At 74.7% G+C, this 14,825-nt stretch carries 9 protein-coding genes; 8 read left to right on the top strand and 1 reads right to left on the bottom strand.

Annotated features, from left to right (window positions below; all coding sequences use genetic code 11):
* Positions 1-61: 61 nt before the first annotated feature.
* The 3 genes from ACZ6X9_RS16105 (at position 62) to ACZ6X9_RS16095 (ending at position 4,950) form a co-directional block, all read left to right on the top strand.
* Entirely contained in the window at positions 62-2,389 is a 2,328-nt protein-coding gene (locus ACZ6X9_RS16105; protein WP_469778670.1) for a HelD family protein, read from the top strand.
* Positions 2,390-2,932: 543 nt separating this feature from the next.
* Entirely contained in the window at positions 2,933-4,366 is a 1,434-nt protein-coding gene (locus ACZ6X9_RS16100) for an NAD-dependent malic enzyme (RefSeq protein WP_469778587.1), read from the top strand.
* A gap of 302 nt (positions 4,367-4,668) precedes the next feature.
* Entirely contained in the window at positions 4,669-4,950 is a 282-nt protein-coding gene (locus ACZ6X9_RS16095) for an HU family DNA-binding protein (RefSeq protein WP_004951951.1), read from the top strand.
* Positions 4,951-5,269: 319 nt separating this feature from the next.
* Here the strand turns inward: ACZ6X9_RS16095 and murA are convergent, their stop codons facing one another.
* Positions 5,270-6,604, bottom strand: coding sequence for a UDP-N-acetylglucosamine 1-carboxyvinyltransferase (gene murA, locus ACZ6X9_RS16090; RefSeq protein ID WP_469778586.1), 1,335 nt, complete (start codon positions 6,602-6,604; stop codon positions 5,270-5,272).
* A 262-nt stretch (positions 6,605-6,866) separates the two neighbouring features.
* Here murA and ACZ6X9_RS16085 point away from each other — a divergent pair, with 262 nt between their 5' ends.
* The 5 genes from ACZ6X9_RS16085 (at position 6,867) to ACZ6X9_RS16065 (ending at position 14,824) form a co-directional block, all read left to right on the top strand.
* The gene (locus ACZ6X9_RS16085; RefSeq protein WP_469778585.1) at positions 6,867-7,493 is read left to right on the top strand and encodes a YqgE/AlgH family protein; all 627 of its coding nucleotides are present in this window, start codon (positions 6,867-6,869) and stop codon (positions 7,491-7,493) included.
* Positions 7,494-7,579: 86 nt separating this feature from the next.
* Positions 7,580-7,870 carry a DUF3039 domain-containing protein gene (locus ACZ6X9_RS16080; protein WP_109281359.1) on the top strand — a complete coding sequence of 97 codons (291 nt, stop codon included), beginning with the start codon at positions 7,580-7,582 and terminating at the stop codon, positions 7,868-7,870.
* A gap of 376 nt (positions 7,871-8,246) precedes the next feature.
* A complete protein-coding gene (locus ACZ6X9_RS16075) occupies positions 8,247-9,893 on the top strand; it encodes a beta-N-acetylhexosaminidase (protein ID WP_469778584.1) in 1,647 nt (548 codons plus the stop codon).
* A gap of 942 nt (positions 9,894-10,835) precedes the next feature.
* Complete coding sequence (locus ACZ6X9_RS16070; protein ID WP_469778583.1) at positions 10,836-11,762, top strand: FAD binding domain-containing protein; 927 nt, start codon at positions 10,836-10,838, stop codon at positions 11,760-11,762.
* Complete coding sequence (locus tag ACZ6X9_RS16065) at positions 11,759-14,824, top strand: 2Fe-2S iron-sulfur cluster-binding protein (protein WP_469778582.1); 3,066 nt, start codon at positions 11,759-11,761, stop codon at positions 14,822-14,824. The genes ACZ6X9_RS16070 and ACZ6X9_RS16065 overlap by 4 nt, the downstream gene beginning before the upstream one ends.
* Position 14,825: the final 1 nt, after the last annotated feature.

Raw genomic sequence — 14,825 nt, 5'->3', positions numbered from 1 at the left:
GGCTGCCCTACGCACACAGAAGGGGGCCTGGGTGGCCGCGCAGAACGCCACACGCGCGCAGGTGGCGACGGATCCGCAGAACACCGGGAACGGTGGGGGGACCACGCATCCGGACGGGATCCGTGACCGTGAGATCGGTGCCGAGCAGCACCATCTGAACCGGGTGTACCGGCGCCTCGAGGAGAAGATCCACGAGGCCGAGTTCCTCATGGACGACGCCGCCAAGCGCGGCCAGGTGGGGACGCCGGGGGCGCTCGCCGAACGGGACGCCCAGGTGTTCCGCGCGGGGGTCCACCTCAACCGGCTGAACAGCGAGTTCGAGGACTTCCTCTTCGGCCGCATCGACCTGCTGCGCGGCAAGGACGGCAAGAAGGGGCCCGACGGCGCGTACACGTCCGTCGAGCCGGCCGACGACGCCGTCCGCGACGACCTGGCCGAGATCGCCGAGACGCTGCACATCGGCCGCATCGGCGTGCTGGACGCCGACTACTCGCCGCTCGTCATCGACTGGCGGGCGCCCGCCGCCGCGCCCTTCTACCGGTCGACGCCGGTGGCCCCGGGCCGCGTGGTGCGCCGCCGGGTGATCCGCTCCAAGGGCCGCCGGGTGCTCGGCGTCGAGGACGACCTGCTCCGCCCGGAGCTGCGGGCGACCCTGGACGGCGCCGCGCTGCCGGTGGTCGGCGACGGCGCCCTGATGGCCGCGCTCGGCCAGGCCCGCAGCCACACCATGAGGGACATCGTTTCTTCGATCCAGGCCGAGCAGGACCTGGTGATCCGCGCCCCCGCCGCCTCGGTGACCGAGGTCGAGGGCGGCCCGGGCACCGGCAAGACCGCGGTGGCCCTGCACCGTGCCGCCTACCTGCTCTACCAGGACCGCAGACGCTACGCGGGCGGCATCCTGATCGTCTCGCCGACGCCGCTGCTCGTCGCCTACACCGAGGGTGTGCTGCCGTCGCTGGGCGAGGAGGGGCAGGTCGCCATCCGCGCGCTGGGCTCGCTGGTGGACGGCGCCGAGGCGGACACCTACGACGAGCCGGCCGTCGCCCGGATCAAGGGCTCCTCGCGCATGCTCAAGGTGCTCCGCAAGGCCGCGCGCGGCGCCCTGGAGGTGCCCCGGCAGGGCGCCGTCCCGGACCGGCTGCGCGTCGTCGCCTTCGGCGCCCGCGTCGAGCTGGGCGCCGAGGACCTCGACCGCATCCGGCAGTCCGCGCTCGGCGGCACGGCCCCCGTCAACCTGCTGCGGCCCCGCGCGCGCCGGCTGATCCTGGATGCCCTGTGGTCCCGCGCGGGCGGCCCCAAGCGCTACACGGACCCGGAGATGGCCGCGGAGGCCCGTGCGGCGTTCGACGAGGACATCACCACCGAGGACGACTTCCTGGCCTTCCTGGCCGCCTGGTGGCCGGAGCTGGCGCCGCGTCAGGTCCTGGCGCTGCTGGCCGACGAGCGGCGGCTCTCGCGCTGGGCCCGCCGGGTGCTCAACCCGCGCGAGGTGCGGCAGCTCGCCCGCTCGCTGGCGCGGCTGGACGCGGACGGCAAGGGCCCGCTGTCGGTGCACGACGTGGCGCTGCTGGACGAGCTGGAGACGCTGCTCGGCGCTCCGGCCCGGCCCCGCAAGCCCCGCGAGCAGGACCCGCTCGACCAGCTCACCGGCCTGGAGGAGCTGATGCCCGAGCGCATGGAGACCCGCCGGGAGCGGGCCGAGCGGCTGGCGCTGGAACGTCGCGACTACGCGCACGTCATCGTGGACGAGGCGCAGGACCTGACGCCGATGCAGTGGCGCATGGTCGGCCGCCGGGGCCGCCATGCCACCTGGACGGTCGTCGGCGACGCGGCCCAGTCCTCCTGGTCCGACCCGGACGAGGCCGCGGTGGCCCGTGACGAGGCGCTGGGCAGCCGTCCCCGCCGTCGCTTCCGGCTCACCGTGAACTACCGCAACCCGGCCGAGATCGCCGACCTGGCGGCGAAGGTGCTGGCGCTGGCCATGCCGGGGATGGAGTCCCCGTCCGCCGTCCGCTCGACGGGCGTCGAGCCGCGCTTCGCGGTCGCCGGCCCCGACCTCGCCGCGTCCGTCCGCGCGGAGGCGGAGCGGCTGCTGGCCGAGGTCGACGGCACGGTCGGCGTCGTCGTGCCCATGGGCCGGCGGGCCGAGGCCCGGCGGTGGCTGGCCGGGCTGGGCGACCGCGTCGTCGCGCTGGGCAGCCTGGAGGCGAAGGGCCTGGAGTACGACGCGACGGTCGTCGTCACGCCCGCCGAGATCGCCGACGAGTCCCCGGCCGGGCTGCGCGTGCTGTACGTGGCACTGACCCGGGCGACGCAGCGGCTGACGGTGCTGGCGGGGGCGCGCGACGAGCCGGACGCGGACGGGGTGCCGGACCTGCTGCGGGACTGAGCGGACGGGCGCCTTCCGGGCCGGGGGCCCCTGGGCCGTCCGGACGGTTCCGGCGGAACTCCCGGTACCGGGAATGACTTCCGGGAGGCGTTTGTTAGCCTGAATACGGCACCGGCTCGATCCAAGCCCCCGGGCCCAACCTTAGTCGCTTCGAGCGACCACTTGCCGCGAGGCGAGCATGGCGGGTCGGTGCCGCTGAACTTGTCCGGCCCTTGGCGAACGGGCGGTTCCCCCGGAGAACACTCCGGTGGGAACCGCCCGTTCGTCTTCGGTCGTGTTCCGTCGTGTGCGGTCCCGTCCGGGCGGGCTTTGCCCGGGGTTTAACAGGGGCGGCGCATGATGGGGAGGCGGGGTCTGCCCTGGTGGGCGGGCCCGAGCGCTCTCATATGGTGAAACCCACCTTCCGGAAAGCCGGTCCTGGTTACCGTCTACCGGCCGGTAGGTGCGACGATCGGACGTCGCCCGGCGTGGGACGGCCTCCGGCCGGACGGTACGCCCGGGCGCGCGGAACAACGCAATCAGCGAAAGCAGGGGAAAGCGGCCATGGCAACGGCGCCTAGCGTCTCGTACTCGATGACGGTCCGACTGGAGGTGCCCGCCGGCGGTACCGCGGTCAGCCAGCTCACCACGGCCGTGGAGTCCTCCGGCGGATCGGTGACCGGCCTGGACGTCACCGCCTCCGGCCACGAGAAGCTGCGGATCGACGTCACCGTCGCCGCGACGTCCACCGCCCACGCCGACGAGATCGTGCAGAAGCTGCGCGGCATCGAGGGCGTCAGCGTCGGCAAGGTCTCCGACCGGACCTTCCTGATGCACCTCGGCGGCAAGATCGAGATGGCGTCCAAGCACCCCATCCGCAACCGCGACGACCTGTCCATGGTCTACACGCCGGGCGTCGCCCGCGTCTGCATGGCCATCGCCGAGAACCCCGAGGACGCCCGGCGCCTGACCATCAAGCGCAACTCCGTCGCGGTGGTCACCGACGGCTCCGCCGTCCTCGGCCTGGGCAACATCGGCCCCAAGGCCGCGCTGCCCGTCATGGAGGGCAAGGCGGCCCTCTTCAAGCGCTTCGCCGGCATCGACGCCTGGCCGATCTGCCTGGACACCCAGGACTCCGACGCCATCGTCGAGATCGTCAAGGCCATCGCCCCCGGCTTCGCGGGCATCAACCTGGAGGACATCTCCGCGCCGCGCTGCTTCGAGATCGAGGCCCGGCTGCGCGAGGCCCTCGACATCCCGGTCTTCCACGACGACCAGCACGGCACCGCGATCGTCGTGCTCGCCGCGCTGACCAACGCCCTGCGCGTGGTCGAGAAGTCCATCGGCGACGTGCGGGTCGTCATGTCCGGCGCCGGCGCGGCCGGTACGGCCATCCTCAAGCTGCTGATCGCCGCCGGCGTCAAGCACGCCGTCGTCGCCGACATCCACGGCGTCGTCCACGCCGACCGCCACGACCTGGTCTCCGCCGACCCGGGCTCGGCGCTGCGCTGGATCGCCGACAACACCAACCCCGAGGGCATCACCGGGACGCTCAAGGAGGCCGTGCGCGGCGCCGACGTCTTCATCGGCGTCTCGGCCCCCAACGTCCTCGGCGCCGAGGACGTCGCCGCCATGGCCGACGGCGCCATCGTCTTCGCGCTCGCCAACCCCGACCCCGAGGTCGACCCGGCGATCGCCCGCCAGACGGCCGCCGTGGTCGCCACGGGCCGCTCGGACTTCCCCAACCAGATCAACAACGTGCTGGTCTTCCCGGGCGTCTTCCGCGGCCTCCTGGACGCCCAGTCGCGCACCGTGAACACCGAGATGATGCTGGCCGCCGCCGGCGCCCTCGCCGACGTCGTCGCCGAGGACGAGCTGAACGCGAACTACATCATCCCGAGCGTGTTCAACGAGAAGGTCGCGGGCGCGGTAGCCGGAGCCGTCCGCGAGGCCGCCAAGGCCGCCGGAGCGGCTGTGACGGCCGCCACGACGGCCTGACCACGGCGCGTCGCGTGACGCGGCGCTCCTACGGCCCCCATAGGGTGTCGGGCAGTGAACGGGCCGCGGAAACGCGGCCCCCTCCGAGGCTGTGGCGCTTTCCGTGTGACTCTCCAGGGTGCCGGATTGGCTTTCCCACCACTGGTGGGGGCAGGATGCTCCCCCGAGGACTCCGTCCAGGGGGCACCCCCCGGGGCGCGAGGGATCTAGTGGCGGACCCGGGTCCGGGGACTGTCCGAGGGCCCTGGCAGCATCGGCTTCGATCTCACGCCTCATTGGCAAGAAAGACACGGGAGTACAACATGAACCGCAGTGAGCTGGTGGCCGCTCTGGCCGACCGTGCCGAGGTGACCCGCAAGGACGCCGACGCCGTTCTGGCCGCCCTCGCCGAGACCGTCGGTGAGGTCGTCGCCAAGGGCGACGAGAAGGTGACCATCCCCGGCTTCCTGACCTTCGAGCGCACCCACCGTGCCGCTCGCACCGCCCGGAACCCGCAGACGGGCGAGCCGATCCAGATCGCTGCCGGTTACAGCGTGAAGGTCTCCGCGGGCTCCAAGCTCAAGGAAGCCGCGAAGGGCAAGTAAGCCTTCGGACGCCGGAGGGCGGCCGTTCCCCGGGCGGGGGCGGCCGCCCTTTCGCGTCCTCGGCCGCCGCGGGTGCCTGCGGCGGGCTGTGCCCCGGTCCCGCCCCTTCGCCGCTTCCTGGGGCTGCGCCCCAGACCCCCTTTTCGCGGCTCCGCCGCTCGTCCTCAAACGCCGGACGGGCTGAATCAGCCCGTCCGGCGTTTGAGGACAACCGCGCGAAGCGCGGTTTCGGGGGAGCGGGGGCTTGCCCCCGCAAGAAACGGCGAAGGGGCGGGACCGGGGCATCCACCCCCGTCCCACCCCCACGGCGGACGACCCGTCAGGCTCCCTGCGGACGCTCCACGTTCGCACCGAGATCCTGCAGCTTCTGCATGAAGTTCTCGTATCCGCGGTTGATCAGTTCGATCCCGTGCACCCGGGACGTCCCGTCCGCGGCGAGCGCGGCGATCAGGTAGGAGAAGCCGCCCCGCAGGTCGGGGATGACCAGGTCCGCGCCCTGCAGCTTCGTCGGGCCGGAGACGACCGCCGAGTGCAGGAAGTTCCGCTGGCCGAAGCGGCAGGCGGAGCCGCCGAGGCACTCGCGGTAGAGCTGGATGTGGGCGCCCATCTGGTTGAGGGCGGAGGTGAAGCCCAGCCGGGACTCGTAGACCGTCTCGTGGACGATGGAGAGGCCGGACGCCTGGGTCAGGGCGACGACCAGCGGCTGCTGCCAGTCGGTCTGGAAGCCGGGGTGGACGTCGGTCTCCAGCGCTATGGCGTTGAGCTCGCCGCCGGGGTGCCAGAAGCGGATGCCCTGGTCGTCGATCTCGAAGGCGCCGCCGACCTTGCGGTAGGTGTTGAGGAAGGTCATCATCTCGCGCTGGCTGGCGCCGCGGACGTAGATGTTGCCCTTGGTGGCGAGCGCCGCGCTCGCCCAGGAGGCGGACTCCAGGCGGTCGGGGAGCGCGCGGTGGTTGTAGCCGCCGAGCGAGTCCACACCGGTGATGCGGATCGTCCGGTCGGTGTCCATGGAGATGATCGCGCCCATCTTCTGCAGTACGCAGATGAGGTCCTCGATCTCCGGCTCCACGGCCGCGTTGGACAGGACGGTGACGCCCTCCGCGAGCACGGCGGTCAGCAGTACCTGCTCGGTCGCGCCGACCGACGGGTACGGGAGCTGGATCTTGGTGCCGCGCAGTCGCTGCGGGGCCTCCAGGTACTGGCCGCCCTCCCGCTTCTCGATGGTGGCGCCGAACTGGCGCAGCACCTCGAAGTGGAAGTCGATGGGTCGGCCGCCGATGTCACAGCCGCCGAGGCCCGGGATGAAGGCGTGGCCGAGGCGGTGCAGCAGGGGGCCGCAGAAGAGGATCGGGATGCGCGAGGAGCCGGCGTGCGCGTCGATGTCGGCGACGTTCGCGCTCTCCACGTGCGAGGGGTCGAGGACCAGCTCGCCCGGCTCGTCGCCGGGGCGCACGGTCACCCCGTGCAACTGCAGCAGCCCGCGGACGACCCGCACGTCACGGATGTCGGGGACGTTGCGCAGGCGGCTGGGGCCGCTGCCGAGCAGGGCGGCGACCATGGCCTTCGGCACGAGGTTCTTCGCACCGCGGACACGGATCTCGCCCTCGAGCGGGGTACCGCCGTGGACAAGCAGGACATCGTCAGGGCCGGTCATGGATCTCGCGTTCCTGGAGTTGGGCAGGGGGCAAGAAGAAAGGGTAATGCGACCGGAGGGGCCCGATGCCGCCCCGAGGGGGGCCTTGGCACGTCATGGGTTTGTCACAACACGCTGCGTTAACGGAGTGGTCGCTACCGGTTAGCGCCGGGCACCCTTTCCGGCGCGCTTCCCGCCCCCGTGCTCCGGAACGCTTCGTACCGGCCGGTTTTTCGTCCCTTCCGGGGGCTCCCGGACGCCCGGAATGCGGGATCATGTGGCCATGACGGAGGTGTCCTCGCTCACAGGACGGCTGCTGGTCGCCACCCCGGCGCTGGCGGACCCCAACTTCGACCGCGCGGTCGTGCTGCTCCTCGACCACGACGAGGAGGGCTCGCTTGGCGTGGTCCTCAACCGGCCGACGCCGGTCGGCGTCGGCGACATCCTCGCGTCGTGGGCCGCGCTGGCCGGTGAGCCGGGCGTGGTGTTCCAGGGCGGGCCCGTCTCGCTGGACTCGGCCCTCGGCGTGGCCGTCGTCCCCGGGGACGAGCCCGGCAAGGACACCCCCGCCGGCGGCCCGCCCGGCGCCGGCGCCCGGTCCCGTGCGGGCCGCGCGGGGCCCGTCGGCTGGCGCCGGGTGCACGGCGCCATCGGCCTCGTCGACCTGGAGGCCCCGCCCGAGCTGCTGGGGCCCTCCGTCGGCTCGCTGCGCATCTTCGCCGGGTACTCCGGCTGGGGGCCCGGCCAACTGGAGGAGGAGCTGGTGGAGGGCGCCTGGTACGTGGTGGAGTCCGAGCCGGGCGACATCTCGTCCCCGGACCCGTCCCGGCTCTGGCGGTCGGTGCTCCGGCGGCAGCGCAACGAGCTGGCCATGGTCGCGACCTATCCGGACGATCCCAGTCTGAACTGAGCCGCGGGCCCGGCGCGGGGCGGCGGCCGGGCGCGGCGCCCCCGAGCCTCGGCCGACCGTGCCGCTCCCCAGTACCCTTGGGGACCATGAGCACTCTCGAGCCCGAGCGCGGGGCAGGTACCGGCACCCTCGTAGAGCCGACGCCGCAGGTGTCGCACGGCGACGGCGACCACGAGCGCTACGCCCATTACGTCCAGAAGGACAAGATCATGGAGAGCGCGCTCTCCGGCTCCCCGGTCGTCGCCCTCTGCGGCAAGGTCTGGGTGCCCGGGCGCGACCCCAAGAAGTACCCGGTCTGCCCGATGTGCAAGGAGATCTTCGACGGCATGGGCGCCGGCGGGGACGACAAGGGCGGCAAGGGCGGCGACAAGAAGTAGCCCTCACACGCGGTCCCCGGCGACGGGGGGCGCGGATGGCGCGCAGGGGCCGCGCCCGTACCGCCCCGCACGCTTCCCGTTCCGGTCCTCTCTTCCCACCCCGCCTCGCTCCACGGCTCCTCTGACGCGTCTCCGCACGCGGCCGGGGAGCCGTCGCGCGTTCGCACCCGCGAAAGCGCGACCGCCGGGTGCGTGCGGAGTGACCCCTGTCCCGCATGGGGTGCCCCTGCCCCGCATGGGGTGACCCCTGCCCCGCATGGGGTGGTCCATGCCCGGCGCGAAGTGATCCATGCCCGCCGAGGGCTGGTCCGGACCAGTCGCCCCGGGAGAGGATCCGTCCCGGAGAACCGGACAGGACCCCCGTCGAAGGGCTGCCATGAGCGACACCGAGACCGGCCTCGTCCCCGCGCCGCGCCGCTTCACCTGGATCCCGCCCGTCCGGGGCCTGGAGGTGCTGGACGAGGAGACGGCGATCAACGCCGGCCCCGGCACCGAGGGCACCGCCCGCTGGCTGCGCGCCACCGTCGGCGCCGCCACCGGCCTCCCGCTGCCCGACGGCGACGGCCACGCCAACCACCTCGTCCTGCGCGTCGACCCCCGGCTGGCCGGCGAGCTCGGCCCGGAGGGCTACCGGATCGCCGTCGACGGGTACGGCACGTTCCTCGACGGCGCGGACCCGGCCGGGCTCTTCTGGGCCGCCCAGACCTTCCGTCAGATGCTGGACCCCGCCGCCTTCCGGCGGGCACCCGTCACGGCGCGGCGGGAGTGGCACGTCCCCCTCGTCAGCGTTGAGGACGCCCCCCGCTTCGCCTGGCGCGGCGTCCTCCTCGACGTCGCCCGCCACTTCGTCCCCAAGGACGGCGTCCTGCGCTTCCTCGACCTGCTCGCCGCGCACAAACTCAACGTCCTGCACCTGCACCTGACCGACGACCAGGGCTGGCGGGTCGAGATCGAGCGCTATCCGCGGCTGACCGAGGTCGGCGCCTGGCGGTCCCGGACGAAGCTCGGGCACCGGGCCTCGCCGCTCTGGGACGAGCGCCCGCACGGCGGTTACTACACCAAGGACGACCTCCGGGAGATCGTCGCGTACGCCGCCGAGCGGCACATCACCGTCGTCCCCGAGATCGACCTGCCCGGCCACTCGCAGGCCGCCATCGCCGCGTACCCGGAACTCGGCAACAGCGACGTCGTCGACACCGCCGCGCTCGGCGTCTGGGACACCTGGGGCGTCAGCCCGAACGTGCTCGCCCCCACCGACGCCACCCTCGCCTTCTACGAGAACGTGCTGACGGAAATCCTCGACGTCTTCCCCTCCCGCTTCGTCCACCTCGGCGGCGACGAGTGTCCGAAGGACCAGTGGAAGGCGTCCCCGGCGGCCCGGGCCCGGAGGGCGGCCGAGGGGCTGGCCGACGAGAAGGAGCTCCAGAGCTGGTTCATCCGGCACTTCGACCGCTGGCTCACCGCGCGCGGGCGGCGGCTGATCGGCTGGGACGAGATCCTGGAGGGCGGCCTGGCCGAGGGCGCCGCCGTCGCGTCCTGGCGCGGCCACGCGGGCGGGATCGCCGCGGCCCGGGCGGGACACGACGTCGTCATGTGCCCCCAGCAACAGGTCTACCTCGACCACCGGCAGGCCCCGGGCCCGGACGAGCCCGTGCCCATCGGCTACGTCCGCACCCTGGAGGACGTCTACCGCTTCGAGCCGGTGCCGCCGGAACTCACCGCGGAGGAGGCCGGACGCGTCCTCGGCGCCCAGGCCAACCTCTGGACGGAGGTGACGGAGGACCAGGGACGCCTGGACTACCAGGCGTTCCCCCGGCTCGCCGCGTTCGCCGAGGCCGTCTGGTCGGCCCTCCCGCCACCCGCCGAACGGGACTTCGCCCACTTCGAACAGCGCATGGCCGTCCACTACCGCCGACTGGACGCGCTGGGCGTGGCGTACCGGCCGCCCGGCGGTCCCCGCCCCTGGCAGCGCCGCCCCGGCCTGCTCGGACGCCCGATCGAGGGGGCGCCCCCGATCGTGTGACGTGGAGCGGAAGGTATCGGTCCGCCCGGCGTGGCCCTGGCACGGTGGGCCTCCGCGCACCGCCGTAAGTCGTACAAGGGGCGGGCAAAGGCGGTCATATGCCGCCATGGAGGGCGGATCGGGGCGACCCGCCCGTGGCGTGACGGTCCGGGGGACGGAAGCGGAGCAGGGCCCCTGAGCGGGGCGGGCGGGACGGGTAGGACGAGCGGGGCAGCGTGGCGAGCGTGGGACGAGGGCCGGAGCGGCAGCCGAGACGATGACGAGACGATGACCGGGCCGACCGGAACCGCCGGGACCGCCCGGGACCGCGCGCTCCGCGAGGTGCCCGCGTGCCGTTGGGACACCTCCGGCCCTTGGCGTCGTCCGGCCGTCCTCCGGTCCGTCCGCCCGGCTGCCCTTCGGGCCGTTCCTCCGGCCGCCCTTCGGGCCGCTCCCTCGGCCTTCAGCGGTCGCCGGCGTCGGAATCTCTTCGCTCGGCACCGGAACGCCTTCGTCCGTCGGTGGCGGGGTGCCGCCGGCCCGTGGCCTCTTGCCGTCACTGCCACTGCCACTGCCACTGCCACTGCCACCGCCACCGTCACTGCCACCGCCTCCGTCCCCGCCTCCGTCCCCGCCGCCCGTCCCCGGGGGCTCGTCGTGGGGTGCCCGGCCGCGAGCCGCGGTGCCGGAGGCCGCGACGCGCCCGGGCGTTCGGCCGGGCGGCCGTGCCGCACCCGCGGACCGGGGGCGTCCGGCCGGCGTGTGCGGAGGGCGGCCGCCGGGCGGCCCCCGGTCCGGGGCGGGCGGGGCGTCCCGGGGCGGCCGGCGGTTCGCGGACCCTCGCGACGGCGGGCTGGGAAGATGTGCCAGAGTTGCCACGTCCGGACCGTGAGCACGTACCGTACGGCGGAATGCCGGCGCGACGGCCGGAACAGCCGGGACCACCGGGGAAGGGGCAGTGGGTTGACCACGCACGCACCGCAGGCGGCGCACACGGTGACGTTGCCGGGCTCGCTCGACGAGGCCGTGGCGGCGCTGGCCGCCATGCCCGCCGCCGTGCCCGTCGCGGGCGGCACCGATCTCATGGCAGCGGTCAACTCGGGCCTGCTGCGCCCCGCCGCGCTCGTCGGCCTCGGGCGCATCAGCGAGATCCGCGGCTGGCAGTACCAGGACGGCCACGCCCTGCTGGGCGCCGGGCTGACCCACGCCCGCATGGGCCGGCCGGACTTCGCCGCCCTCATCCCGGCGCTCGCCGCCGCCGCCCGCGCCGCCGGGCCCCCGCAGATCCGCAACGCGGGCACCCTCGGCGGCAACATCGCCTCCGCCGCGCCGACCGGGGACGCGCTCCCCGTCCTCGCGGCCCTGGAGGCGTCCCTCGTCATCGCGGGCCCCGGCGGACGGCGCGAGATCCCGGTCGGCAGGCTGCTCGCCGGGATCGAACTGCTGCACCCGGGCGAGCTCATCGGCTACGTCCGCGTCCCGCTGCTGCACGCCCCGCAGACCTTCCTCAAGGCCACCGGCCGGACCGGCCCCGGCCGTGCCACCGCCTCCGTCGCGGTGGTCCTGGACCCGGCCCGGCGGATGGTCCGGTGCGCGGTCGGCGCGGTCGCGCCGATGCCGCTGCGCCCGTACGACGCCGAGCACTGGGTGGCCTCGCTCATCGACTGGGACGGCGAACGGACCCTGGCCCCCGAGGCCCTGACGGCCTTCGGCGACTACGTGGCCGCCGCCTGCATCCCCGACCCGCCGCCCGCCCCCCAGGGCGCCGACGACGGCACCGGTCACGCCCTCCAGGCGCCGGGAGAAGGTACCCTGCCGCCGGCCGTGCTGCATTTGCGGCGTACCGTGGCGACTCTGGCCCGCCGAGCACTGGGGAGGGCACTCGCGTGAGTGACGATCAGCAGCGACACGCCCGGACGCCCGCCGAGGGCGGCTGGCAGCCCATGCCGCGCGGCGTGGACATCGACGCGGAGGGCACGGCGTTCGTCCGGCTCCCGCCTGAACTGCTGGCGCACCCGGGCCCCGACGCGTCCACCGGCTGGGCGCCGCTGGCCGCGCCCGGGACGGGGTACGCCCCGCCGGTGGCGTCCTCCTGGGACGCGGTGCCGCAGTACCCGGCGGCCGGTCAGGAGCACACCGGCGGGCCGGGGCACGCGCAGGGCGGTCACCAGCCGGGTGGTCATCAGCCGGGGGGTCACCACCAAGGCGGCCATCCGGGCGGGCAGGAGACGGCCGGCCGGCCCGGGGCGCAGCAGCAGACGGGCGTGCAACAGCACTCGGGAGCACAGCCGCACTCGGGTGCACAGCCGCACTCGGGCATGCAGCAGACGGGTGTGCAGCAGCAGCCCGGTGCCCATCAGTACCAGACGGTGCCCCACCAGTCCGTGGCGCACCATCAGCAGCATCAGCAGGCGGGCGCGCACCAGCAGGCGGATCCGCAGCGGCACCAGGGCGCGTCCGTGCCGCAGCAGGGCGGTGCCCGCCCCGGGGACGCCGGGAGTGCGGCGCCGGCCGAGCAGGACGACTGGCCGGCCGGCCCGTACGTCTCCGGCATGGTCGACGGGCCGGCGGAGTGGGCGGCGCCCGCGGACGCCTACGGTTCCGGTGCCTCCGACACGTACGGCTCCGGTGTGCCCGGCGGCGACGGTCACGGCGCGGACGCCCACGCCGCCGAGGCGTACGGCGCCGAGGCGTACGGAGCGGACGGGTACGGCTCCGGCACCTACGGCTCCGGCGTTCCCCTGGCCGGCGGCCCCGCCGGCTCCCCGGCGCCCACCGCGCCGGACGCCTCGGGTGCTCCGGGCGCCTCGGGTGGGCCCGACGGCTCCGGTGGGCCCGACGGCTCCGGTGGGCCCGACGGCTCCGCCGGAGTGCAGGACACCGCGCAGTGGCCGCTGCCGTACCTCCCCGGCGTGGAACCGGACGCCGCCGCGCAGAGCGGCTCCACCGGCCGGTGGTCGGTACCGGCGGCCGGGGACGACCCGGTCGACGAGTCCGGCGAGTACGCGCCGCACGCCGCCCCGCGCCCGGCCGTGGAGTGGCCCGCGCCCGCGCCCGGTGACACCGCCACCGGGACCTGGCACCAGCCCGCCGATGGCGGGCCGGAGGGACCGGAGGGCACGGCCGGCCCCGAGGGGTCGACCGGGCAGTGGTCGGTGCCGGCCGCTCCTGCGACGGCGGGCGACACGCCCGACGCGTCGGGGGAGTACCGGGCGAACGTGTACGCGGGCGACGGGTTGACGCCGCGGCCCGGTACGGACGTCACCGATACGGGCGATCAGACGGCCAGTGGCGCGTGGGAGGTGGTGACCGACGGTCCGGGCGCCCCTGCCGCCGCTCCGCACGCCGACGGGCACCCGCAGCACACGGACGCGCATCCGTCCCACGCCGGTCCGTCCCACGCCGGCGCGCCCGCGCAGTACGCCGCCGCGCACCCGCACGCCGAGCCGCTGCCGCACGCCGTGCCCCAGGCGCACGGCGGCCACGGGAGCGGTGACGACGCCGCGCGCACGGACGCCCGGCAGGACGGGCACCCGAACGGGCACGCCGACGGGCAGTTGGGGCAGGACGCGTACGGCGCGTACGAGCAGCACGACGCTCCCGCGTACGAGCAGCATGACGTTCCGGTGGCGCACGCCGGGGCCGCCGCCGACGGACAGCCCTCGTCCGTCGGGCCGTCCGCCGCGCACAACGCCCCGGGCGCCGTCGAGGCCCCCGGTACCCCCGAGACTCTGGCTTCGAGCCCGCACGGTGGCCCCGTCGCGCCCGCCACCGCGTCCGTACCGCACGAGCCCGAGCGGCACGCGCCCGCGGGCAGTGCTCCGCAGGCGGGGTACGAGCCGACGACCGGGCCGGAACCCGTGCGCGGCCGGGACCCCATGGCCGGACCGGACGCCGGGCCCGGGACGGAGCCGACGTACGACGCGCACGCCTCCCACGACGCGCACGCCTCCCACGTCCAGGACCCCCCGCACGACGCGTCGGCCCCCGCCGAGCGCGCGGAGCACCTGACCGCTGAGCACCTGACCGCTGAGCACCTGCCCGCGGAGCACCTCCCCGCGGAGGGCGCGCCCGCCGTCTCGCAGGACCGGCCGGTCCACGCCGGCGGGGAGCCGTCCGAGCGGCTTGACGAGACCGAGCGGACCGGTCAGCCGGATCAGTCCGGTCAGTCCGGTCAGCCGGACTGGCACGAGCAGCCGGAGCCGGCGGGGACGTTCGACGACGCCTCCGCCGTCCCGCCGTCCGATGACCCCGGTCTCACCGAACCCGGCGAGCGCACCGACCGCACCGACCTCACCGACCCCGCTGATCCCACAGCCCTCACCGGCCCGTCGGCGCTCGACGAGCCGCAGGCCCCCGCCACCGAGCACCCCTGCGCCTCGTACGTCCTGCGCGTCAACGGCACGGACCGCCCGGTCACCGACGCGTGGATCGGCGAGTCCCTGCTCTACGTCCTGCGCGAGCGGCTCGGTCTGGCCGGCGCCAAGGACGGCTGTTCGCAGGGTGAGTGCGGCGCGTGTTCCGTGCAGGTGGACGGCAGGCTCGTGGCGTCCTGCCTGGTGCCCGCCGCGCTGACGGCCGGTTCCGAGGTCCGGACCGTCGAAGGGCTGGCCCAGGACGGGCAGCCCTCCGACGTCCAGCGCGCGCTCGCCGACTGCGGCGCCGTGCAGTGCGGCTTCTGCGTGCCCGGTCTGGCCATGACGGTCCACGACCTCCTGGAGGGCAACCACGCCCCCACCGAACTGGAGACCCGCCAGGCCATCTGCGGCAACCTCTGCCGCTGCTCCGGCTACCGGGGGGTCCTGGAGGCCGTCCGCCAGGTCGCCGACGAGCGCGCCGAGGCGGCCGCGGCGCTCGAAGAGCAGGTCTCCGAGGAACAGGACGCGGCGACGGGACGCATCCCGCACCAGACGGGCCCGCACGACGGCGGCAGTGGAAAGGCGACGGCATGAC

The organism is Streptomyces sp. NPDC052910 (genome assembly GCF_055585605.1).
Note: the sequence above shows the minus strand (reverse complement) of the source record. Positions and strands in the feature narration are given on the sequence as shown.